Below are 21,490 nucleotides of genomic sequence, written 5' to 3' on the forward strand. Positions count from 1 at the left end.
AAGCTGAGAAGCAAGGAACCCCGCCGCAGCGGGCGGGGGCATCCGACAACAGCTGTTATTTTTGCTCGGTGACGTGCACTTTCAACGTGGCTGTCACTTCCGGATGAAGCCTTACTGGCACATTCGTATAACCGAGAGAACGAATGGCGTCAGCAAGTTCCATTTTCCGCTTATCAAGCTTTACGCCATGTTGATCGTAAAGCGCCTCGACGATCTGTTTGCTTGTGATCGAGCCAAACAAGCGGCCGCCCTCGCCCGCTTTCGCCGCGATTTCCACCGTCAGTTTTTCGAGCGTTTCTTTCAGTTTTTTGGCATTGGCCAGCTCTTCCGCAGCCTGGCGACGCTCTTTTTGCTTTTGTGCTTCGAGCGCTTTAATATTGGCCGGGGTCGCTTCAATAGCGAGTCCTTGTTTGAACAAAAAGTTGTTCGCATAACCGTCAGCCACGTCTTTGATTTCGCCTTTTTTCCCTTTTCCTTTCACATCTTTTAGAAAAATGACTTTCATGATGGCTTCCCCCCCTCAAAATAGTCATGAATCGCCTCACGCAGCTGCCGCTCCGCCTCTTCGACCGTCGCGTCAGACAGCTGGGCGGCAGCGTTCGTTAAATGCCCGCCTCCGCCGAGCCGCTCCATGATCAATTGCACATTGACATCGCCAAGCGAGCGGGCGCTGATGCCGACCGTTCCATCCGCCCGCTTGGAAATGACGAACGAAGCGACGACACCGCTCAATGTCAGGAGCGTGTCAGCCGTTTGCGCGATCAACACTTGATCATGCACCTCATGTTCGTCCCCACTGGCAATGGCAATGCCGTGCTCATCGATGGTGGCCCGTTCAATCAGTTTGGCGCGTTTGACGTAATTGGCGACGCTTTCCCGCAGCAGCTTTTGCACGAGCACCGTGTCCGCTCCCTGAGAGCGCAAGTATGAGGCGGCGTCAAACGTCCGCGAGCCGGTGCGGAGCGTAAAGCTTTTTGTATCGACAACGATGCCGGCAAGCAAAGCGGTAGCTTCCAACATCGACAACTTCATGCGCCGCGGTTGATACTCCAAGAGTTCGGTAACGAGCTCGGACGTTGAGGAAGCGTATGGCTCCATATAGACGAGCAGCGGCGCCTCGATAAACTCTTCCCCGCGGCGATGGTGGTCAATGATGACAATGTGGTCGGTGCGGTATAGCAACCGCTCCTCAATGACAAGCGACGGTCGATGGGTATCCACGACAATGAGCAGCGTATCTTCTGTCACCAACTCGAGCGCCTGCTCCGGCTTCAAGCACCTTGACCATAAATCGGCCTGCTTTTTCATTTCCTCAAGCAGCCGCTGCACCCCGGCATCCGTTTTCGCCGGGTCAATGACGATAAATCCTTCCTTTTGGTTCGATTGAACGACTTTTAAAATGCCGATGGCCGCCCCAAGCGCGTCCATATCCGGATACTTGTGGCCCATGATGAGCACTTTGTCGCTTTCGGCGATCAATTCGCGAAGCGCATGGGAGATGACGCGGGCGCGGACGCGCGTCCGTTTTTCCATCGGATTCGTTTTGCCGCCGTAAAATTTCACTTTCCCGGTTCCTTGCTTAATCGCCACTTGGTCGCCGCCGCGCCCAAGCGCCAAATCGAGGCTTGATTGCGCGAGCGCGCCAAGTTCAGGAAGCGGAGACACACCGGCGCCGATGCCGATGCTCAGCGTCAGCTGAACATGATGCTTCGCCGTCTGTTCTCTCACTTCATCAAGGATGGAAAATTTGCTTTTTTCCAATCGGCTCAAGATCTGCTCATTCAACACCGCAATAAACCGGTCGGACGATGTCCGCTTTAAAAAGATGCCATAATCATTGGCCCACCGATTCAGCACAGAAGTGACGAGGCTGTTCAGTTGGCTTTTCGCTTGATCGTCCATCCCTTGCGTAATTTCATCATAATTGTCGAGAAAAATAATGGCGAGCACTAAGCGTTCCGCCTCGTATTTTTGCTTCAATTCCATATGCTCAGTGACATCAAAAAAGTAAAGAAGCCGTTCAGAGCGGCGAATGAGCACCTTGAGCCGCTTTCCATGAAACTCAAAGATCTCTTCGTCCGTTTTTCCTCTTTTGACGAAAGCGGCCAATGGCTCGGACAGTTCAGCGAGAGAGCGGCCGACTAACGTCTGCTCTTTGAAGCAGGCGGCCAGAAAGCGATTGGACCATTCGATCTCGCCGTCTTCATTCACAAGCATAATGCCGACCGGCATTTGCATGAGCGCTTCTTCTCCGACTTTTTTAACGCGGTGCGATAAATTAGAAATATAATGTTCCAGCTCTTGATACAAAGAGCGCTGCGACCAGATGACGCTGTACAGGACGAATCCAATGCCGAGAAGGGCGACCAGCCCGATCAGCCATTGGAAATAAAACAGGCCAATCGCCATTAGCACCGCCATGGCGGCCAACGCATAAAGCGGATAGCGATACGCTTTCCTTTCATAAAAATGCATTCAAGTCAGCTCCTACTTCGGAAGAAATGACTCACCTTATCCAATTATCATATGCGGCGGCGCAAATCAAATCCTAAATCAATTATACCGAATATCGCCACAAGATAAAGTAGAAAAGGCAGGAATAAGCAAAGGACCGTCCCCGCTACCGCCACGCCTTTGGCGATTCCTTTTTTGTAGGCAACAGCGTACAAAAACGAAAAACCTTGCACGATCATGGCTAGGTGTAACACATACGATACATTTAGCACCGCCATATAGGCAAACGATCCTTCTTCCAGCGGAAACAAGGAGAGAAGGAGGACGACAACATAAATCCATAGCACGCTTTTGGGCCACGTCAACTCACGAAACGGCGGCCATGAACCGACCGGCAGCTTTAGCCTTTTCATCACTGGCAGCGAGACGATGATTGTCACGTACGCCAGCGCCAACGCCGCGATGACAAACAGCGTCGGAATCATATAGCCGATCAGCTTCAGTCCTTGTTCGATCTGCCTTTGCATCTCCAAAGATGGCGCTTGCCCTATCCCTTCCATGAGACGCATCGCGGTGTCAAACGATTCACGCACGAGCGCAAGCGTATCTTGGATCAGATCGACGTGCAAAAACTGAATCGAGATAATGTAATCAAGGACGATATTGACCAAAAATACAAACGTACCGACAAGAAGAACAACGTACCGGTTTCTCTGTTTGGAAAGCAGCGCGCCAACCGCGATGCCAAACGTGCCGAACATCAACGCCATCGGCAGCGCCAAAAGCGAACCGATCAAACCGGAGACGACAAGGGCCGCCGCCAGCAGCAACATAGCAGGAATCCATCCGTGGCGCATCGTGAACACCATAAACGGAAGCGCCAAAAACAGAGTAGCAACGATCCCGACGACCGGCACGTACAGCGCAAACAAAAACAAAACGGCAAACAGCGCAAGCTCGATCGCCGCCTCGGTGAGAACATGCGTGTTTCGCAAGGAATGTTCCCCTTTCTTGATCAGATATAAAAAAAGCAGTAAGGTTCCCCTTACTGCCCTTTTCCGGCTCATTCATCCGCAACGTACGGCAAGAGCGCCATTTGACGCGCGCGCTTGATCGCTACCGTCAGTTTGCGTTGATATTTTGCGCTCGTTCCCGTTACGCGGCGCGGCAAAATTTTTCCGCGTTCAGAGATGAACTTTTTCAGCAAATCGACATCTTTGTAGTCGATATGCGTAATGTTATTCGCCGTGAAGTAGCATACTTTGCGGCGTTTGCCGCGTCCGCCTTTCCGTCCTGCCATTTCCATTTCCTCCTTTCTTTCTTCGCTTTCCGGACCGCCGCCCGCCCATGCGATCAGCGCTCTTCCCATTTTTCGGGCGGAGGACGGTGTTTTCAGACGATGAACTGCCCGCCACCTACGCTTCGCTTAGAGGTGGAGGCTTCCAACGACTTGGGCGTGTTCGCCAAACTAAGCCACACCCAAGTCCCCTTTACGCCTTCCTTCGCTCCGAAGGCGTCCGTTCGAACAATCGATGACCACATCCGTCGGCGATCGCCGACATTCCTCTTCCACCTACTCATTAGGCTTTGCCCTGTGCACATTCCTTGAGGTGGCAGACTTCTGTCAGAAATAACGTTAAAACGGCAAATCGTCATCGGAAATATCGATCGGCTGACCGTCATCGGCGAAAGGATCTTCATCGATGCGGCCCGCCTGTTTGTCGTTCGGATATCGGTGGTTCTGATCTTGTCCGAATGGGAATGGATCCCCGTAGTAGCCGCCTGCTGCTGCCCCTCGCTGCTCGCTCGCACCTTTGGGCTCTAAAAATTGGACGCTGTCAGCCACCACTTCCGTGACATAGACGCGCCGGCCTTCTTGATTTTCATAGCTGCGGGTCTGCAGCCGGCCATCGACTCCAGCCAAACTCCCCTTTTTGAGGAAATTCGCCACATTTTCCGCTTGGCGGCGCCAAACGACGCATTGAATAAAATCCGTTTCCCGTTCGCCTTGCTGGTTTGTAAACGGCCGGTTGACGGCAAGCGTGAACGTGGCAACAGCCACTCCGCTTGGAGTGTAGCGCAACTCCGGATCTTTCGTTAACCTGCCGACTAAAATGACGCGGTTAATCATCAGAACCACCTCTTGCCATAAAGAAAAAATTATTCGTCTTCCTTGACGACGATATGACGGATAATGTCTTCGCTGATGCGCGCTAAACGGTCAAATTCCTGCACCGCTTTCGGCTCCGCTGTGACGTTGATGATCATATAATAGCCATCGCGGTATTTTTGAATTTCATAGGCTAAGCGACGCTTACCCCAATCCGTCACCTTTGTAATCTCCGCGCCGTTTTCTTTCAACACGTTGTTGAACCGTTCGACGAGAGCTTGTCTCGCCTCATCGTCCATGTTCGGGCGGATGATGTACATAATTTCGTATTTTCTCACGCTCGTCACCTCCTTTTGGTCTGAACGGCCCTTCCGCTGAAGGGCAAGGAGCAATGAACATTACTCACATTTGTTGATTATACCATGATGGACAACGATAAGCAAGGCAGTTTGCCGCATTTGCGCGGCACAAACATTTGCCATCCTCATTTCGGTTGAACATAGCGGCCTTGCTTCTTTCGGGGGAATGCGAAACGCTAGAAGGCCGGTGATTTAAGGGGGCAAGCCGCTGATCAAACCCGTTTCTCAAATGGATAAGCCTTGTCGCATCAGGAGCGCCTTTCAAACATTCCCCCATTGCTCAAGAGAAACGACCGTTTTTCATCAGCCTCCTAGACGTTGAATCGGAAATGAATAATGTCGCCGTCTTGCACTTCATAGTCTTTTCCTTCGAGCCGCACCTTGCCCGCCTCGCGCGCTGCCGCCATGGAACCGGCAGCGACTAAGTCATCGTATGAAACCGTCTCGGCGCGGATGAAGCCGCGCTCAAAATCGGAATGGATGATGCCCGCGCATTGCGGCGCTTTCATCCCTTTTCGAAACGTCCACGCCCGCACTTCCTGTTCACCGGCAGTGAAAAACGTCGCCAGCCCAAGCAAACTGTAAGAAGCGTGAATCAGCTGGTCAAGGCCGGACTGCTCAATGCCGAGCTCCCGCAAAAACTGCTGCTTTTCTTCCTCGCTGAACTCGGCAATTTCCTCTTCAATTTTGGCGCAGACGACGATCACTTCCGCGTTGTCGCGCTTCGCAAACTCGCGCACGTCCTTGACAAACGGATTGCCGTCAGGATCGGCGACGTCTTCCTCGCCAACATTGGCGACATACAGCATCGGTTTGATCGTCAACAAGTGCAGCTGCTTGACGACTTTCATCTCTTCCTCAGAGAATTCGAGTGTGCGCGCCGGTTTGCCGGCTTCGAGCGTTTCTTTCAATCGCAGCAAAATCCCGTGCTCAAACGCCGCCTCTTTATCTTTTTGCTTGGCGATTTTGCCGACCCGCTCGATTCGTTTGTCAACCGTCTCTAAATCGGCCAACACAAGCTCCAAATTGATCGTTTCGATATCGGCGAGCGGATCGACTTGGCCGGCCACGTGCGTAATGTTTTCATCGCTGAAACAGCGCACGACTTGGCAAATGGCATCGACTTGGCGGATATGGGACAAAAACTTATTGCCAAGCCCTTCTCCTTTGCTTGCCCCTTTGACAATGCCCGCAATATCCGTGAATTCAAACACGGTCGGCACCGTCCGCTTCGGCTGAAACATGTCAGTTAATACTCGAAGCCGCTCATCGGGCACTTCAACCACCCCAACGTTTGGCTCAATCGTACAAAACGGATAGTTCGCCGACTCGGCTCCGGCTTTCGTAATAGCGTTAAACAACGTCGATTTGCCGACGTTGGGCAAACCGACGATTCCTGCTGTCAATCCCATGGATTCCACTCCTCTTTTCCCGTTCGCATCTTCCCTCATTATATGGGCTGGCGTGAAAAATGACAAGCGCGGCTAAAAGGGACAGCCGGCGTACAGGCGCTTTTCAAAGGCCGCCGACACGCGCCTTCATCGGCCGTCACGGCCGAAACTCGAAAAGGAAAACGGATGGTCGGGAACCCCATCATTGATCCAAACAAACGACACGTCAGAAGTGGATCAAGTTCTTGTCGCAGCGGGAGACCCATCACTGATCCAAACAACCCCTTGGCTAGGTAGCGTTGAAAGTTCTATGAAAACTCCACCCACATCATCCTATTGAGCATCGTGGGACATGTAGAGAGCCGGATTCGCCCTTGGCAAACGCGGGGTTCCGTATGAAAAACAGTCGCAGCCCGGCCGGCGGCGTTCGCGGCCTCCTTCCAGTCAGGTTAGCGTCGTTTGCCAATCCGCCACGGCCCTGCCTTCTTCCCGCGGCGCCCATTTTTCAATGTTGACCAAGCAGTCATACAGCGTGCTGCCGCAACCGTTGTCCGACTCCAAATCGGGGGTGAGCACGTTGACCGGCCCTCCGAATGCCCCCCACTGCCCTTCGTCAATGTTGATCGTTCCCGGATGGGCCCGTTCGAGCACACGGACCGTCCCGACAAGCGACCCGCGACCATTGTAAACACGGGCGCGGTCACCATCGGCAAGCCCTTTTTCCGCCGCAATATCGGCCGACACTTCGATGCGCACGGTTTGGAGCGCCGGAAGCAACGGGTAATGTTGCGAATGATTGGAGCGAAGCGGATGAATCGTCAGCAACCGGTATGGATACTTGGCCGCCAGCAGCGGATTCGTTTCCGCTGATTCGGCTGGATGCATGATCGTTAGCCGGCCGTCCATTCCTTTTTGACGGGCGATGCTGGATGTAAACTCATATTTGCCGCTCGGTGTTTGAAAGCGGCGATGGCGCCATGGCACCGGCTCAACCGGCAAAAGAACGCGGTGTTCGGCGCGCAGCCGCTCCAGCGTAATGCCGTGCCGCTCCAGCGGACGGAGCGCCATGTTTAGAAACTGCTCGCGCGTATAGGCAAACGCCTCGCCAAAGCCGAGACGTTTGGCGAGCTCCGTCCAAATCCACAAATCAGGCTTCGCTTCACCGGGCGGCTCCACAAGCTTCGGGCCATAGTTGACATACGCGTGATACATAGATGAACAGTAGACATCTTCCTCTTCAAACGAAGCGGCCACCGGAAGCACGTAATCCGCCACAGCTGCCGTATCGGTCATGAACTGCTCAAACACAACAACCGTTTCCGCCGAGGCGAACGCCTTTTTCACCAAATTCGTGTTCGGCACTTGGGCAAGCGGGTTGCCACAAGTGACGATCACCATCCCAATCGGCGGATCGTTCGCCCGCAACATTTCCTCCGCCTGCTTCATCATCGTCCATGCGCGCGATGCCGTTTTCCGCTCGGGAAGGGTGAGCGCAGCCCGATCAAACCATTCGCTCACTTGCAAGTTGCCAAAATTCGCCCCTCCGCCTGGAATGCCGACATTGCCGCTGGCGGCGACAAGGGCGTCAATCCAGCGAATCGTGTTCCCGCCATTGGCATAACGCTGCATGCCAAGCCCAAGGTACGTGGCGGTCGGACGGTCGCTGTAAATCCGGGCCAATTCCGTCGCAGTATGGCGGCTCACACCGGTATATTGCTCGATTTCCGCAAGCGAAATCGTCTGCAATACTTGCTCGACGTCGGCAAACCCAACCGTATGGTGCTCAATAAAGGCACGGTCTTCGAGCCCGAGACGGAGCAGCTCTTTCATGACCCCCATCGCCAAAAAAGCGTCCGTTCCCGGCTTAATGCAGATGTAATGGTCGGCGATGCGCGCGGTCGGACCAAACAGCGGATCGATCACAACGATTGTCGCGCCGCGCTTTTTTGCCGCCAAGAGCCGTTCAAACAAATGGATGTTGGTGCGGGCGACATTTCGCCCCCAAATGACGATATGACGGCTGTTGTCGATATCTTCCGGCGCATGGCTGTAGGCGTTGCCAAAATCCCATTTTTGCGCCTCAATGCCCGCTCCCCAGCAAAGGCTGCCGACAAGCTCGGTCACGCCGCCATAGCAGTTGAAAAAGCGCTCGTCCAAATGTTTGAGCAGTCCATTGTTGGCATAATCATGGCTGTGAAGCACCGCCGTCGGACCAAACCGGTCTTTTAATCGCTGCATGTTTTCGGCAATGTCATCGAGCGCCTCTTCCCAAGAAATGCGAACAAACCGGCCGTTTGCCTTTTTTAGCGGATAGCGGAGGCGCCCGTTGGCGTTCACCCGTTCTTTCAACATCCGGCCGCGTCCGCAAATCGTTCCTTTGGTGATCGGATGCTGTTCATCGCCGTCTACACGGACGACTTTTCCCCCGTCGACCGTCACCTTCAACCCACATACGTCCCAACAATTGAGCGGACATGAAGTCACATGCGTCGTCCCCATCGCCTTTCTTCCCCCTCGCCCACCGCTAGAATGGAAATTTCCCCAGTCCCGTTCGGTTATTCTTCATGCTTGACAAGCACTTTTTTCATTTTGCGGACAAATTCCTTCCGCGGCAGCAACACACTGTGAGCGCAGCCCTCACATTTAATGCGAATGTCAGCGCCTAGACGAATCACTTTCCATCGGTTCGTCCCGCACGGATGCGGTTTTTTCATTTCCACGATATCATAAAGACCAAATTCTTTTTCTTCCATCTGTCCACCTCCTCGCGATCACAGCTGTTGTTTTTGCGGCTTGGCGTCCAGCTGTTCCTCCCCGCCGCGGCGATGCAGCACAAGCCGAGGATACGGAATATCAATGCCGCGTTCATCAAGAAGCTTTTTGACTTCTTTGCGAATCGCGCGAGCCACCGCTACATGACGCATCGGCTTCGTTTCGCACGTAATGCGGAGGACCACTTCCGCGCCGGTGACGTTTTGCACGCCGAGCAACTCCGGTGCGGCGGCCATATCTTCGTATTTCTCCGGCAGCTGCGGAAGAAGCTCGCGGATCGCTTGTTCCGCCTCTTCAATATCTTCTTCATAGGCAATGCTGACATCGACAACAGCCAAGCTGTTATGCAACGAAAAGTTCGTCACTTCGATAATGCTGCCGTTGGGCAAAATGTGCACTTCTCCCGTCCAGCTTTTAATTTTTGTCACCCGCAACCCGATTTCTTCCACGTATCCTTCAAAGTTGCCGATGCGCACATAGTCACCGACAGCAAACTGATCCTCAAAAATAATGAAAAATCCGGTAATGACATCTTTGACTAAGCTTTGCGCCCCGAAGCCGACCGCTAATCCAACGACCCCGGCCCCAGCAAGCAATCCTTTCACCGGAACACCAAATGTATCTAAAATCATTAAGAGCGCAATAAAATATAGTACATACGTAATGACATTGTCGAGCAGGCGAACAAGCGTCGCCTCCCTCCGTTCGGAAATGCGGATCGGCGCCTTTTGCCGCACGCGAAACATATTATGGACAGCCACTTTTAACAATTTCACGGCCACGGCGCACACGAGGAAAATCAAAACGATCTTCAGCGCCCCTTTTCCTATCTCCAGCCACAGCGTTTCATCGGTCAAAAACGCCAACAGTTCATCGACCATTTTCTCGATCGTTTTCAACGTTGACAACACCTCGATCTTCTTCGTTCTGCGCTTTTTATTTTAACAAGACAGGCCATCGATTGGTAGCCCGATGTTTTCGCCATCCGCATCACTTGAGAACAAGAGCGGGAAAATAGGGGAAGAAACGTATATCATTCTTTTATTTTCCGTATACTGTTAATACTTTTGGATGGAAAGTAGGAGTGAAAGGAATGAGCATACCATCGATTTTTTTCTCTTCCAAGGAGGAAAGAGACCGCATTTTTTACGATGAGCCAGGGGCGGTATCATTGATCGCTTGGCGGATCGCCGCGCTGCTTCCGGATCCGCTCGTCCAGCCGGTCGCCATCGTTTGCATCGGCACCGATCGATCGACGGGCGATTCGCTCGGACCGTTAGTGGGCACGATGTTGAAAGAAAAGCCGTTATCCCGCTTTCATGTATACGGAACACTCGAGGAGCCGATTCACGCCGTCAATCTTGAGGAAAAAGTGGAGGCGATTCGACTGACTCACGATGAACCGTTCATGATCGCGGTGGACGCCTGCCTTGGTCGGCTGAAAAGCGTCGGCGCCATCACCGTTGCCAAAGGGCCGGTTCGCCCCGGGGCTGGAGTCAATAAACAGCTGCTTCCCGTCGGGGACGCCCATATTGCTGGGGTAGTCAATGTCAGCGGATTTATGGAATTTTTTGTCCTGCAAAATACGCGCCTTCACTTGGTCATGAACATGGCCAAAACCATTGCCAACGGCATTTACGAAGCAGAACGGTTCGTCGTTCGCAAGGAGCGGCTTGGCGCCCCTCCGCTTTCGAAAGATCGGCGGTCGTTGTGGTAAAAAAAGGGTCCGCTATTGGAGCCCGTGCACCGCTTCGCCTAAAAGGTTGGTGAAAAATCGCTGTTTGCCTTGATCGATAGTGGAACGCGCGAACATAGAGGCTGAGGCAACAAGTCGTTTCCACTTGAGAAACGATTCGGAGAAGCGGTTGCGCGCGTCAATCACCAGCCTCCTAAAGAGGGCGGTGAAAAACCGCTGATTCCCTTCATCAATGGGAAAGCGCGTGAAAAGCAAGACCGATGCAACAAGGTTTTTCTCGTTGAGAAATGAGATGGCAAAGCCGTATCCACGACAATCACCGGACTCCTCATGATTGGCGATGGCGGACGGCCAATCCCCCTCTTTCTCAGTCTCAACTGTTGAAAGAGGGGGTTGCACGCGGCTTGCCGTCCCACTACCAGAACGAAAGAAGAAAAACAGCGCCCGCCGTGACAACAATGCTCGGCAGCAAATTCGCCACCCGAATGTTCGTTACCCCGAGCATATTGAGACCGATCGCCATAATCAAAATCCCTCCGGTCGCTGTCGACTCGGCGATAAAGGAATCGAGCACGCTCTTTGGCACAAACCGCTCGATTTGCGTCGCCAATAACGCGATGCTGCCCTCGTAAACCATCACCGGCAGCGCGGAAAATATGACACCGATGCCAAGCGTCGTCGTCAAAATGACGCTGGCGAACCCATCTAAAATCGATTTTGTGTAGAGGACGCTATGGTCGCCGCGCAACCCGCTGTCCAGCGCCCCGACAATGGCCATCGCGCCGATGACAAACAATAACGTCGCGCTCACAAATCCTTGGGCGATGCTTCCCCCGTTCCCGCCCACTTTTTTCTCGAGCCATCGGCCGAGCCGGTTCAGCTTTTCCTCCCAGTCCCACCACTCTCCGAGAATGCCGCCAAACACAAGGCTAATGATGACAACAAGAACCTGCTCGCTTTTCATCCCCATCTGCACGCCAAGAAGCGCCACAGCCAGTCCGATTCCTCCCATCACCGTTTCTTTGACGCGGTCGGGGATGCGGCGAAACGCCTTGCCGATCAATGCTCCAGCTACAATGCTCAGTCCATTGACGATCGTCCCTAGCAATACCATGATGAACCACTCTTTCCAACGAATTGAACATCCTCGATCATCGGCCTACTCATCAAACCGCACATCGAGCAGTTCTAATATTCTCTCTAAATCTTCCGGAGAAAAAAATTCAATTTCGATTTTTCCGCGTTTTTTCGTTTGTTTAATGGTGACGTTCGTTCCGAATTTTTCGCGCAGCAATGATTCGCTTTCGCGAAGAAACACGCTTTTTTCTTGCTTTTTTCGCTTCAATGTTTCACGTGGAACATCGGCATTGGCCTGCTGAATCAGCTTTTCCAGCTGGCGGACGTTCAGTCCTTCGCGAATCACCCGTTCCACAATCGGTTTCATTTTGCTTTTTTGCTTCAGCCCCAAAAGCGCGCGGCCATGCCCCATCGAAAGAGTGCCATCGATGAGCAGTTTTTGCACATCGGAAGGGAGGGACAACAAACGCAAATGATTGGCGATGTGCGGGCGGCTTTTCCCGACGCGGCTGGCGACTTCCTCTTGGGTCAAGTGCAGCTTGTCCATCAACATTTTATACGCCATCGCTTCTTCGATCGGGTTCAAGTCTTCACGCTGCAAGTTTTCGAGAAGGGCAAACTCCATCATTTGCTCGTCGGTCAATTCGCGAACTACCACTGGCACTGACGACAAATTCGCCTCTTTCGCCGCCCGGTAGCGCCGTTCGCCGACAACGATTTCAAACCCTTTCGGTGCGCGCCGGACGATGAGCGGCTGCAAAATACCATGCTGCAAAATCGATTGCTTCAGCTCCTCGATCGCCTCGGGTTGAAACGTTTTCCGCGGCTGGTACGGATTCGGCCGAAGATCGTGAATGCTGACTTCCCGCACAGTTTCTTCGTTTCCGTCCATTCCGTTGAGCGGAAAGTTGTCAAACAGCGCGCCGATGCCTTTGCCAAGCCCTCTAGCCACGTTCAAGCACCTCCTTCGCTAAATCCAAATACACTTCGGCCCCCCTCGACTTGACATCGTACAAAATAATCGGTTTGCCATGGCTTGGCGCCTCACTCAGCCGCACGTTTCGCGGGATGATCGTCTCGTACACTTTTTCGCGGAAATATTTTTTCACTTCTTGAATGACTTGAAGGCCTAAATTCGTTCGTGCATCGAGCATGGTCAGCAACACGCCTTCAAGGCGCAAATCGTAGTTTAAATGCCGCTGCACAAGCCGGATCGTATTGAGCAGCTGGCTGAGCCCTTCCAGCGCGTAATATTCGCATTGGACCGGGATAAGGACAGAATCGGCCGCCGTCAACGCATTCAGCGTCAGCAACCCGAGCGAAGGAGGACAGTCAATAATGATAAAGTCATACTTGTCTTTTAGCGGTGCGAGCGCGTTTCGCAACCGAATTTCGCGAGAGATAACGGAAACGAGCTCAATTTCCGCACCAGCCAGCTGGATCGTTGCTGGAATGACGTATAAATTTTCGATGTCTGTCGGCCGAATGACGTCTTTCGCCTTCATGTCACCGATGATGACGTTATAAATGCATTCGTCGACATCTCCCCGTTCAATACCGATGCCGCTTGTCGCATTTCCTTGCGGATCGGCGTCAACCAACAGCACTTTTTTTCCGAGATGGGCGAGACAAGCTGACAAGTTGACCGCTGTCGTTGTTTTTCCGACGCCACCTTTCTGGTTTGCAATAGCAATGACTTTGCCCACGATGCCACCTACCTCTATCTCTTCCTCATAAACTTTATTTTATCATGAAAAAAGGAAAATGACTTTGTTTTCTGAAAGAAAAAACCCCATCAGCCGCGCGTGATGAGGCAAACGATGACCAGTTGATTATTTTTTGGCGATGCGAATCGTAATTTGATAGTAATCGTCCAATTCTTCCTCTTCCGATTGAACGGACACCCCGCTATTTTCCACCATCGAAAGCGACTGGCGAATCGTATTAATGGCGATGCGCATATCGCGGCTGAACGCCTTGCGCTTTGGCTTCGGCTTTTGTTCCCGCGCTTCAAGCAGCTTGACGACCCGGTCTTCCGTCTGCTTGACGTTCAGTTGCTTGTCGATGATTTCCTGCAGCAACTTCAGCTGTTTTTCTTTGTCTTTCAACGCAATTAGGGCGCGCGCATGACGCTCCGTAATCGCCCGCTGCAACAGCGCTTCTTGAACTTCCTGCGGAAGTTTGAGCAGACGCAGCTTGTTGGCAATCGTCGACTGCCCTTTGCCAAGCCGCTGGGCGAGCGCTTCTTGCGTCAAATCGTGCAGTTCGATGAGCCTAGCGTACGCCATCGCCTCTTCAATCGGTGTCAACTCTTCACGCTGCAAGTTTTCAATGAGGGCGACGGAGGCGGTTTCTTTGTCATTTAAGTTTTTGATGATCGCCGGGATTTCCGTCCAGCCGAGCTTTTGCACCGCCCTCCATCTCCGTTCGCCGGCGATGATTTCAAACTGTCCGTTTCCGCATTCGCGGACGACGATCGGCTGGATGATGCCGTGCGTGCGAATCGTCAACGCCAATTCATTGATTTTTTCTTCATCAAACATCGTGCGCGGCTGAAAGCGGTTCGGGATAATGCTTTCGACCGGAATGTGGCGAACTTCTTCCCTCTCTTGTTTTTCCCCCGCTTCTTCCAGCTCTCTCTCTCCAAAACTGAACAAGCGCGAAAATGGATGCTTCATCCCCCTACACCACCTTTGGACGTACTTAGCAAAACGCTCTCTTTGCCACCCGGCACGCGCGACCTTCTCCCTAGCTGTTTCCCCGTCATGAGACACGGGACGACGGAGCCGCCTTTGCGCCGTGTCCGCGGCCGGCTACTGAATGGGCTGCTTGCTCGGCGTTCCTGGCTTGCGCGGATATTGGGCCGGCGTCTTTTTCGTTTTATGAATGAAAATGATGGTCCGCTCCCCCTCCGCAAACGGCAACGCGAACGTTTCCGCCGCCGCGACTTCCCCGCCGAGCACCGCGATCGCCTTTTTTCCCTCTTTCAATTCTTCAGGCGCCGAAGCAGCCTTCATGGCGATCAATGTGCCTCCAACTTTGACAAGCGGAAGACAAAGTTCGGCAAGCACCGGCATGCGCGCTACCGCCCTAGCCGTGACAACGTCAAACGATTCGCGCATTCCCTTTTGACGAGCGAACGTCTCGGCCCGATCATGATAGAGCGCCACTCCCTCAAGTTGCAGCGCGGCGACGAGATGGTCCAAAAAACGAATGCGCTTTTGCAACGAATCGACGATCGAAACGCGCAGATGCGGAAAGCAAATTTTGAGCGGAATGCTTGGAAACCCCGCTCCAGCGCCGACATCGCACAGCGAAAGCGGCGCGGAAAAATCGTAGTAAAAGGCGGGGGAAACCGAGTCAAAAAAATGTTTCACATAGACACCGGGCTTGTCTGTAATAGCGGTCAAATTCATTTTCTCGTTCCATTCGACGAGCAGTTCGTAATAGCGCTCAAACTGCGCAAGCGCTTGGGAAGAGAGGGAAATCCCCCTCTCTTCAAGCATGGCTTGAAATTGTGTCGCCTCCATAAGCCAATCCTTTCCCTCATGTTTATTCATTCGACACGCGCGCGATTCTTCCTTGTTCCAAATACACTAATAAGATCGAAATATCGGCCGGATTGACGCCGGAAATGCGCGACGCTTGGGCGATTGAGAGCGGGCGCACTTGTTTCAGTTTTTGCCGCGCTTCGGTCGCCAGACCTTGGATGGCGTCGTAGTCGATATCTTCCGGGATTTTTTTGTTTTCCATTTTTTTGAGCCGCTCGACTTCTTGCAGCGATTTTTGAATGTAACCTTCATATTTGATTTGAATTTCGACTTGTTCCGCCACTTCTTTAGCGATCTCTTCATCGGAAGGCGCCAGTTTTTGGATGTGCTCGTACGTCATCTCCGGACGCCTGAGCAAATCAGCGGCGCGAATCCCGTCTTTCAGCTCGCTTCCGCCCGCCTGGCGGATGACTTCCTGCACCTCTGGCGTGGGTTTCATGATGACCGTTTGCAGCCGTTTTTTCTCCCGTTCGATCGCCTCTTTTTTTGCCAAAAATGCTCGGTATCTCTCTTCGGAAATCAGGCCGATCCGATACCCGAGCTCAGTGAGGCGCAAATCGGCGTTGTCGTGGCGGAGCAACAGCCGATATTCGGCGCGCGACGTGAGCAGGCGGTACGGCTCGTTTGTCCCTTTTGTCACCAAGTCGTCGATCAAGACGCCAATATAAGCGTCCGAGCGGCTTAAAATGATTTCCTCGCGGCCGAGCGCGCGGTGGGCGGCGTTAATGCCGGCCATGATGCCTTGCCCCGCCGCTTCTTCGTAGCCGGATGTGCCGTTAATTTGCCCGGCGGTGTACAAATTTTTCACCAGCTTTGTTTCCAACGTCGGCCAAAGCTGTGTCGGCACGATGGCATCGTACTCGATCGCATAGCCGGCCCGCATGAGCTGCGCTTTCTCGAGCCCTGGGATCGTCTCAAGCAGCTTGCGCTGGATATGTTCCGGCAAGCTTGTCGACAGCCCTTGCACGTAGACTTCTTCCGTTTCCCGCCCTTCCGGCTCGAGGAAAATTTGATGGCGCGGCTTGTCGTGGAACCGGACGACTTTATCTTCGATCGACGGGCAATAGCGCGGCCCGGTTCCTTTGATCATGCCGGAGTACATCGGCGACAAATGCAAATTTTCATCAATGATGCGGTGCGTTTCCTCTGTCGTGTACGTCAGCCAGCACGGCAGCTGATCGGTGATGTAAGTTGTCGTCTCGTACGAAAACGCCCGCGGCTCTTCGTCGCCCGGCTGAATTTCTGTTTTGCTGTAGTCGATCGTCCGGCTGTTGACGCGCGGCGGCGTGCCCGTTTTGAAGCGGACGAGCTCGAACCCAAGCTCTTCTAAATGCTCGGACAGCTTGATCGACGGCTGCTGGTTGTTCGGTCCGCTTGAGTATTTAATGTCACCAATAATAATTTCTCCGCGCAAAAACGTCCCGGTTGTGATGACGACGGCCTTCGCGTAATAATGAGCGCCCGTTTGGGTGATGACGCCTTTGCAGACGCCGTCTTCAACGATGAGCCGCTCGACTTTCCCTTGCAGCAACGTCAAATTTTCCTGATTTTCGAGCGTTTTCTTCATTTCCCGCTGGTACAGCACTTTGTCAGCCTGGGCCCGCAGCGCGCGGACAGCCGGACCTTTGCCCGTGTTTAACATCCTCATCTGGATATACGTTTTGTCAATGTTTTTCGCCATTTCCCCGCCGAGAGCGTCGATTTCGCGCACGACGATCCCTTTCGCCGGGCCGCCGATCGACGGGTTGCACGGCATAAACGCAATCATATCGAGGTTGAGCGTAATGACGAGCGTTTTTGCCCCGATGCGCGCCGAAGCAAGCGCCGCTTCGCAGCCAGCATGGCCGGCGCCGATGACGATGACGTCATACGTTCCTCCGTGATACTCCATTTCGTTTCCTCCTTGCTTATTTTCCTAAACAAAATTGGGCAAACAGCTGATCAATCAAACTTTCGTGCACTGTATCGCCAACGATTTCGCCAAGCAGCTCCCACGCCCGGCGCAAATCGATTTGAACAAGATCGACCGGCATGCCGGCGTCAATGCCGGAAAGCGCATCATCGACCGCCTGCTTCGCTTGTTCAAGCAGCGCGATATGGCGGGAGTTTGATACATAGGTCAAGTCGCCCGCCTCAAGTTCGCCGCCGAAAAACAGATCGGCGATGGCTTTTTCCAATTCATCGATTCCCTGTTCATGAAGCAATGAAGCCGTCACGATCGGTCGGCCGGCCGCCAATTTCTCGACCCGTTCCATATCCATTCGTCTCGGCAAATCGGTTTTGTTGACGATGATGATCGCGTCCATCCCTTCAATCATCGCAAACAGCCGCTCATCCTCTTCCGTCAGCGGCTCATGGTTGTTCAGAACGAGCAAAACGAAATCAGCCCGCTTCAGCATTTGCCGCGAACGCTCAACACCGATTCGCTCCACGACATCTTCCGTTTCGCGAATGCCGGCCGTATCAATCAAGCGGAGCGGTACGCCGCGGACGTTGACATATTCTTCAATCACATCGCGCGTTGTCCCTGGAATGTCGGTGACGATCGCCCGGTTTTCATGGGCGAGCGCATTTAACAGCGATGATTTTCCGACGTTCGGCCGCCCGATAATGACCGTTGCCAAGCCTTCGCGCAAAATTTTCCCTTGATTGGCGGTCGACAGCAGTTTTTCAATCTGTCCGCGCACATATTGCGCCTTTTCTTTGAGCAGGCGCGGCGTCATCTCTTCGACATCATCGTATTCTGGATAGTCGATGTTGACTTCAACGTGCGCCAACGTTTCTAAAATGGTCTGCCGCAATTCGCCGATTAATTTCGACAACCGCCCTTCCATTTGCTGCAAAGCAACGTTCATGGCGCGATCCGTTTTGGCGCGGATCAAGTCGATGACTGCCTCCGCTTGGGATAAGTCGATGCGCCCGTTTAAAAACGCCCGCTTCGTAAACTCCCCCGGTTCAGCAAGGCGCGCCCCATTAGCCAGCGCCAACCGCAGCACCCGGTTGACGGAAACAAACCCGCCATGGCAGTTAATCTCCACGACATCTTCACGGGTGAACGTCTTGGGGGCCCGCATCACCGACACCATCACCTCTTCAACGATTTGGCCGCTCTTCGGATCGACGATATGCCCATAATGGATCGTATGCGTCGGGACCTCTTTGAGCCGTTTCCCGCTCGGACTGCGAAAGAGCCGGTCGGCGATCTCCACCGCCTCATCGCCGCTCAATCGGACGATCGCGATCGCTCCTTCTCCCATCGGCGTCGAAATGGCGGCAATCGTATCAAATTCTGTCATGGCTCGTTCACCTCGCTTTTTCCCTGTCTTTTCTATATCCACAGCCCGTTTCCGCTGTCGCTTTGCGTGTGCATCGTTGCTCAGTTCAATTTTAACTTATCCACATGTGAATAACAATATGGCATGCTCATGTTGAAAAAAGACCATATGTGCGGCCGCGGTTTTGTTTCAAACCATCCTTTCCGCTGCCAGCGCCACCACGACAACAAAAAAAGGCCTTCCTCTCCTCATTCAGAGAGGGGCCTCTTTCGTCGGCGCTTTCGTTTCCATCGCCGGGGCCACGACGATTGATCGATGCGGATCGACCCCGACCGAATAAGTGGAGACCCGCTTATGGCGGGCCAGCGCGGCGTGAATAATTTTTCGCTCATGCGCCGGCAGCGGTTCGAGCCGGATTTCCTTCCCCGTTTTCACCACCTGAGCCGCCAGCTTGTTCGCGAGCTCGATGAGCGCTTTTTCTCTCCGCTCTCGGTAATGTTCAACATCGACGACAATGGACACATATTCATCGGCATAGCGGTTGGCGACGAGCTGCGCCAAAAACTGGAGCGCATTCAACGTTTGTCCATGTTTGCCGATCAGCAGTCCGACCGGTCCCCCGTGAACGTGAAGCGTCGCTTGTTTGCCGCGCCGCACAACTTCAATGCTTGCCCCTTCCGCTCCCATCTGCGCCATCACCCGTTCGAGAAAGCGCACCGCTTCCTCGATGGGATCGACCTTCAACACCGCCTTCACCACTGCCGGACGGCCGCCAAACAAGCCGAACCAGCCTCTTTTTCCTTCATCAAGCACGACGATGTCGACGCGCTCCCGAGGTGCACCGAGCTGGGCAAGCGCCAACCGCACCGCCTCTTCGGCCGTTGCCGCAGTCGCGGTGACTTCTTTCACTTTTTCGCTCCTCCTGAATGGGCAGAAACGTTCGGCCCTTTAATGAAATACGTTTGCACAATAGAGAAAAGATTTCCGACGACCCAGTAAAGCGACAAAGCAGCTGGAAAATTGATGGCAAAAATGACGATCATGATCGGCATCACCCAAAGCATCATCGCCATTTGCGGATTTTGCTGAGCGGAGCCAGCCATCATGATTTTTTGCTGAATGAACGTCGTCACCCCGGCGATGACCGGCAAAATATAGTACGGGTCTTTTTCGCCAAGGTCAAACCAGAGAAAATTGTGCTGCGCAATCTCTCTCGTTCGCATGATGGCGTGATAGAAACCGATTAAAATCGGCATTTGAATCAAAATAGGAAGGCAACCAGCCATCGGGTTGACGCCGTGCTTTTGGAACAAAAGCATCATCTCTTGCTGGAGTTTTTGCTGGGTTTGGGCGTCTTTCGAGCTGTATTTTTTGCGCAGCGCCTCCATCTCAGGCTGAAGCGCTTGCATGGCCTTGGCATTGCGCGTCTGCTGGATCATCAGCGGCAAAATCAACAAGCGAATCAACACCGTGACGACGATGATCGACAACCCAAAGCTTCCACCAAGCAACCCGGCGACATGTTTGATCAGCCAAGAAAGCGGATAAACGATATACTCATTCCAAAACCCTTTGCTCTCCGGAGTGATCGGTTTGTTGATTTCCGTGCACCCCGCCAAGACAGCCATCAATGCACAACCTAAGACTATCCATACAATTCGCCTTTTCACCTTCTTTTTCCTCCCATATGTACGAGTTCACGTCTGTATTTTACCATCTTTTTTGGCTAGATGGGGCATCGTGTCAAACCGAGGGCCGCGACTTTGTCCCATTTTTCAGCGCGCCAGCTTTCCTAAGCACATGAATGAAACTTTTTTTCACTTCCGTGTAACTCATCTCTGAAACGGGCTGTCTAGCGATGACGACATAGTCCTTGCCGGGGACGATTTCCTCTTTCAACTCGAGGAAACATTGGCGGATGTAGCGCTTGATCCGGTTTCGGGTGACGGCCTTGCCCAGCTTTTTGCTTACGGAAAGCCCAATGCGGAAATAAGGCTGCCCCGGGCGGTCAAGCGTGTAGACAACAAACTGGCGGTTGGCTGTCGAAACCCCTCGCTGAAACACTTCTTGGAATTCATCGTTTTTTTTGATTCGATGCTTTTTTTTCATTTTCCGTAAACACTCCATTTGCCCTCATTTCCAGGCGACCAATCACCACGTGAGAAAAAAGACCACTGAAACTTCAGTGGCCTATTATGCAGACAATACTTTTCTTCCTTTGCGGCGGCGGCGCGCCAGCACTTTTCTCCCGTTTTTCGTGCTCATGCGGGCGCGAAATCCGTGCACTTTGCTGCGTTTCCGTCTATTTGGTTGGTACGTCCGTTTCATCTATGACACCTCCCTAGGGAATAACTGTTACGGGCAGTCTTTCTCATTATATTGAACAATCTCAGCAAATGTCAACTGCCTCTTTGTTTCGCTCCTTCGACGCAACGATGTGGATAAAATTTCGCCACCAAAGTAACAATTCACAACATTTATCGACATTTTTTTCACATCTTCACCCGTGTGGATAACGAAATTTGCACAGTCTGTCCGTTTTGTGGATAAGCAAAAAAGCCGTTGCAACAACTTGTTTTATTTGCTATTATTATTGTGTTTTCACTATGGACAACTGTGTGGATAAAGAAAGATATCCACATTCTGTGGATAGGTTGTGGATAGTATTTTTCACAGACTGTTGATCGTTTTGTCCACAGGTGGTGGATTTTGTCGAAAAGCCGCCTTTTTTCCTTAATATTGTTTTTTCCACAAACTTATTTTTTTAACCAAATGATCATCCGCTAACCAAGGGAGGGGCAACGG

The 21,490-nt window shown here is 52.8% G+C and carries 23 protein-coding genes; 1 reads left to right on the top strand and 22 read right to left on the bottom strand.

Annotated elements, in window-relative coordinates:
• Positions 1-55: 55 nt before the first annotated feature.
• From rplI to ACTVIM_RS17165, 10 genes are all read right to left on the bottom strand, one after another.
• A complete protein-coding gene (gene rplI, locus ACTVIM_RS17120; protein ID WP_033842777.1) occupies positions 56-505 on the bottom strand; it encodes a 50S ribosomal protein L9 in 450 nt (149 codons plus the stop codon).
• Positions 502-2,475 (bottom strand): DHH family phosphoesterase, encoded by a 1,974-nt coding sequence (locus ACTVIM_RS17125; protein WP_445613302.1) that lies wholly within the window; start codon positions 2,473-2,475, stop codon positions 502-504. The genes rplI and ACTVIM_RS17125 overlap by 4 nt, the downstream gene beginning before the upstream one ends.
• Positions 2,476-2,522: 47 nt before the next feature.
• Entirely contained in the window at positions 2,523-3,449 is a 927-nt protein-coding gene (locus tag ACTVIM_RS17130) for a YybS family protein (protein WP_445613303.1), read from the bottom strand.
• Positions 3,450-3,517: 68 nt separating this feature from the next.
• Entirely contained in the window at positions 3,518-3,754 is a 237-nt protein-coding gene (rpsR, locus tag ACTVIM_RS17135; RefSeq protein WP_008880812.1) for a 30S ribosomal protein S18, read from the bottom strand.
• A gap of 336 nt (positions 3,755-4,090) precedes the next feature.
• Positions 4,091-4,585: a single-stranded DNA-binding protein gene (ssb, locus tag ACTVIM_RS17140; RefSeq protein ID WP_144976894.1), complete on the bottom strand. Its 495-nt coding sequence runs from the start codon at positions 4,583-4,585 to the stop codon at positions 4,091-4,093.
• 29 nt (positions 4,586-4,614) lie between these two features.
• Positions 4,615-4,902: a 30S ribosomal protein S6 gene (rpsF, locus tag ACTVIM_RS17145; RefSeq protein WP_033017874.1), complete on the bottom strand. Its 288-nt coding sequence runs from the start codon at positions 4,900-4,902 to the stop codon at positions 4,615-4,617.
• Between the two features lie 332 nt (positions 4,903-5,234).
• Positions 5,235-6,335, bottom strand: coding sequence for a redox-regulated ATPase YchF (gene ychF, locus ACTVIM_RS17150; RefSeq protein WP_445613304.1), 1,101 nt, complete (start codon positions 6,333-6,335; stop codon positions 5,235-5,237).
• A 423-nt stretch (positions 6,336-6,758) separates the two neighbouring features.
• Complete coding sequence (locus ACTVIM_RS17155; protein WP_445613305.1) at positions 6,759-8,813, bottom strand: molybdopterin-dependent oxidoreductase; 2,055 nt, start codon at positions 8,811-8,813, stop codon at positions 6,759-6,761.
• A gap of 56 nt (positions 8,814-8,869) precedes the next feature.
• A complete protein-coding gene (locus ACTVIM_RS17160; protein ID WP_033017872.1) occupies positions 8,870-9,067 on the bottom strand; it encodes a DUF951 domain-containing protein in 198 nt (65 codons plus the stop codon).
• Between the two features lie 18 nt (positions 9,068-9,085).
• On the bottom strand, positions 9,086-9,967 hold the full coding sequence (locus tag ACTVIM_RS17165; protein ID WP_445614383.1) for a mechanosensitive ion channel family protein: 882 nt from the start codon (positions 9,965-9,967) through the stop codon (positions 9,086-9,088).
• 212 nt (positions 9,968-10,179) lie between these two features.
• On the opposite strand from ACTVIM_RS17165, the gene yyaC reads away from it, so the two are divergent.
• Positions 10,180-10,803 (top strand): spore protease YyaC, encoded by a 624-nt coding sequence (gene yyaC, locus ACTVIM_RS17170; protein WP_033842769.1) that lies wholly within the window; start codon positions 10,180-10,182, stop codon positions 10,801-10,803.
• Positions 10,804-10,815: 12 nt separating this feature from the next.
• On the opposite strand, the gene ACTVIM_RS17175 is transcribed toward yyaC, so the two are convergent.
• The 12 genes from ACTVIM_RS17175 to rpmH form a co-directional block, all read right to left on the bottom strand.
• A complete protein-coding gene (locus ACTVIM_RS17175) occupies positions 10,816-11,238 on the bottom strand; it encodes a hypothetical protein (protein ID WP_445614385.1) in 423 nt (140 codons plus the stop codon).
• Positions 11,198-11,896, bottom strand: a complete 699-nt coding sequence (locus tag ACTVIM_RS17180; protein ID WP_033017869.1) for a DUF554 domain-containing protein — start codon at positions 11,894-11,896, stop codon at positions 11,198-11,200. Before ACTVIM_RS17180 ends, ACTVIM_RS17175 begins: the two co-directional genes overlap by 41 nt.
• A gap of 45 nt (positions 11,897-11,941) precedes the next feature.
• Positions 11,942-12,811, bottom strand: a complete 870-nt coding sequence (locus ACTVIM_RS17185; protein ID WP_144976916.1) for a ParB/RepB/Spo0J family partition protein — start codon at positions 12,809-12,811, stop codon at positions 11,942-11,944.
• On the bottom strand, positions 12,804-13,565 hold the full coding sequence (locus tag ACTVIM_RS17190) for a ParA family protein (protein WP_033017866.1): 762 nt from the start codon (positions 13,563-13,565) through the stop codon (positions 12,804-12,806). Before ACTVIM_RS17190 ends, ACTVIM_RS17185 begins: the two co-directional genes overlap by 8 nt.
• Positions 13,566-13,691: 126 nt before the next feature.
• Complete coding sequence (gene noc, locus ACTVIM_RS17195) at positions 13,692-14,537, bottom strand: nucleoid occlusion protein (protein WP_033017865.1); 846 nt, start codon at positions 14,535-14,537, stop codon at positions 13,692-13,694.
• 135 nt (positions 14,538-14,672) lie between these two features.
• Positions 14,673-15,389 (bottom strand): 16S rRNA (guanine(527)-N(7))-methyltransferase RsmG, encoded by a 717-nt coding sequence (gene rsmG, locus ACTVIM_RS17200; protein ID WP_033017899.1) that lies wholly within the window; start codon positions 15,387-15,389, stop codon positions 14,673-14,675.
• A 22-nt stretch (positions 15,390-15,411) separates the two neighbouring features.
• Complete coding sequence (mnmG, locus tag ACTVIM_RS17205) at positions 15,412-17,301, bottom strand: tRNA uridine-5-carboxymethylaminomethyl(34) synthesis enzyme MnmG (RefSeq protein WP_033017864.1); 1,890 nt, start codon at positions 17,299-17,301, stop codon at positions 15,412-15,414.
• Positions 17,302-17,317: 16 nt separating this feature from the next.
• Positions 17,318-18,706 (bottom strand): tRNA uridine-5-carboxymethylaminomethyl(34) synthesis GTPase MnmE, encoded by a 1,389-nt coding sequence (mnmE, locus tag ACTVIM_RS17210; protein WP_445613306.1) that lies wholly within the window; start codon positions 18,704-18,706, stop codon positions 17,318-17,320.
• Between the two features lie 231 nt (positions 18,707-18,937).
• The gene (gene jag, locus ACTVIM_RS17215; RefSeq protein WP_033017861.1) at positions 18,938-19,594 is read right to left on the bottom strand and encodes an RNA-binding cell elongation regulator Jag/EloR; all 657 of its coding nucleotides are present in this window, start codon (positions 19,592-19,594) and stop codon (positions 18,938-18,940) included.
• Positions 19,591-20,355 (bottom strand): YidC family membrane integrase SpoIIIJ, encoded by a 765-nt coding sequence (gene spoIIIJ / locus ACTVIM_RS17220; RefSeq protein WP_445613307.1) that lies wholly within the window; start codon positions 20,353-20,355, stop codon positions 19,591-19,593. The genes jag and spoIIIJ overlap by 4 nt, the downstream gene beginning before the upstream one ends.
• 73 nt (positions 20,356-20,428) lie before the next feature.
• Positions 20,429-20,794, bottom strand: coding sequence for a ribonuclease P protein component (rnpA, locus tag ACTVIM_RS17225; RefSeq protein ID WP_033017858.1), 366 nt, complete (start codon positions 20,792-20,794; stop codon positions 20,429-20,431).
• Between the two features lie 84 nt (positions 20,795-20,878).
• Positions 20,879-21,013 carry a 50S ribosomal protein L34 gene (rpmH, locus tag ACTVIM_RS17230; protein WP_020961658.1) on the bottom strand — a complete coding sequence of 45 codons (135 nt, stop codon included), beginning with the start codon at positions 21,011-21,013 and terminating at the stop codon, positions 20,879-20,881.
• Positions 21,014-21,490 lie beyond the last annotated feature (477 nt).

This window comes from Geobacillus sp. YF-1 (assembly GCF_052692335.1).

Bases quoted from the DNA above. Each gene is read 5' to 3' on its own strand.
- ACTVIM_RS17125 (WP_445613302.1), bottom strand. From the start codon at position 2,475: ATGCATTTTTATGAAAGGAAAGCGTATCGCTATCCGCTTTATGCGTTG.
- ACTVIM_RS17165 (WP_445614383.1), bottom strand. From the start codon at position 9,967: ATGGTCGATGAACTGTTGGCGTTTTTGACCGATGAAACGCTGTGGCTG.
- ACTVIM_RS17160 (WP_033017872.1), bottom strand. From the start codon at position 9,067: ATGGAAGAAAAAGAATTTGGTCTTTATGATATCGTGGAAATGAAAAAA.
- mnmG (WP_033017864.1), bottom strand. From the start codon at position 17,301: ATGGAGTATCACGGAGGAACGTATGACGTCATCGTCATCGGCGCCGGC.
- yyaC (WP_033842769.1), top strand. From the start codon at position 10,180: ATGAGCATACCATCGATTTTTTTCTCTTCCAAGGAGGAAAGAGACCGC.
- ACTVIM_RS17180 (WP_033017869.1), bottom strand. From the start codon at position 11,896: ATGGTATTGCTAGGGACGATCGTCAATGGACTGAGCATTGTAGCTGGA.
- ssb (WP_144976894.1), bottom strand. From the start codon at position 4,585: ATGATTAACCGCGTCATTTTAGTCGGCAGGTTAACGAAAGATCCGGAG.
- mnmE (WP_445613306.1), bottom strand. From the start codon at position 18,706: ATGACAGAATTTGATACGATTGCCGCCATTTCGACGCCGATGGGAGAA.
- noc (WP_033017865.1), bottom strand. From the start codon at position 14,537: ATGAAGCATCCATTTTCGCGCTTGTTCAGTTTTGGAGAGAGAGAGCTG.
- rsmG (WP_033017899.1), bottom strand. From the start codon at position 15,389: ATGGAGGCGACACAATTTCAAGCCATGCTTGAAGAGAGGGGGATTTCC.
- ychF (WP_445613304.1), bottom strand. From the start codon at position 6,335: ATGGGATTGACAGCAGGAATCGTCGGTTTGCCCAACGTCGGCAAATCG.
- rplI (WP_033842777.1), bottom strand. From the start codon at position 505: ATGAAAGTCATTTTTCTAAAAGATGTGAAAGGAAAAGGGAAAAAAGGC.
- rnpA (WP_033017858.1), bottom strand. From the start codon at position 20,794: ATGAAAAAAAAGCATCGAATCAAAAAAAACGATGAATTCCAAGAAGTG.
- rpsR (WP_008880812.1), bottom strand. From the start codon at position 3,754: ATGGCAGGACGGAAAGGCGGACGCGGCAAACGCCGCAAAGTATGCTAC.
- rpmH (WP_020961658.1), bottom strand. From the start codon at position 21,013: ATGAAACGGACGTACCAACCAAATAGACGGAAACGCAGCAAAGTGCAC.
- ACTVIM_RS17155 (WP_445613305.1), bottom strand. From the start codon at position 8,813: ATGGGGACGACGCATGTGACTTCATGTCCGCTCAATTGTTGGGACGTA.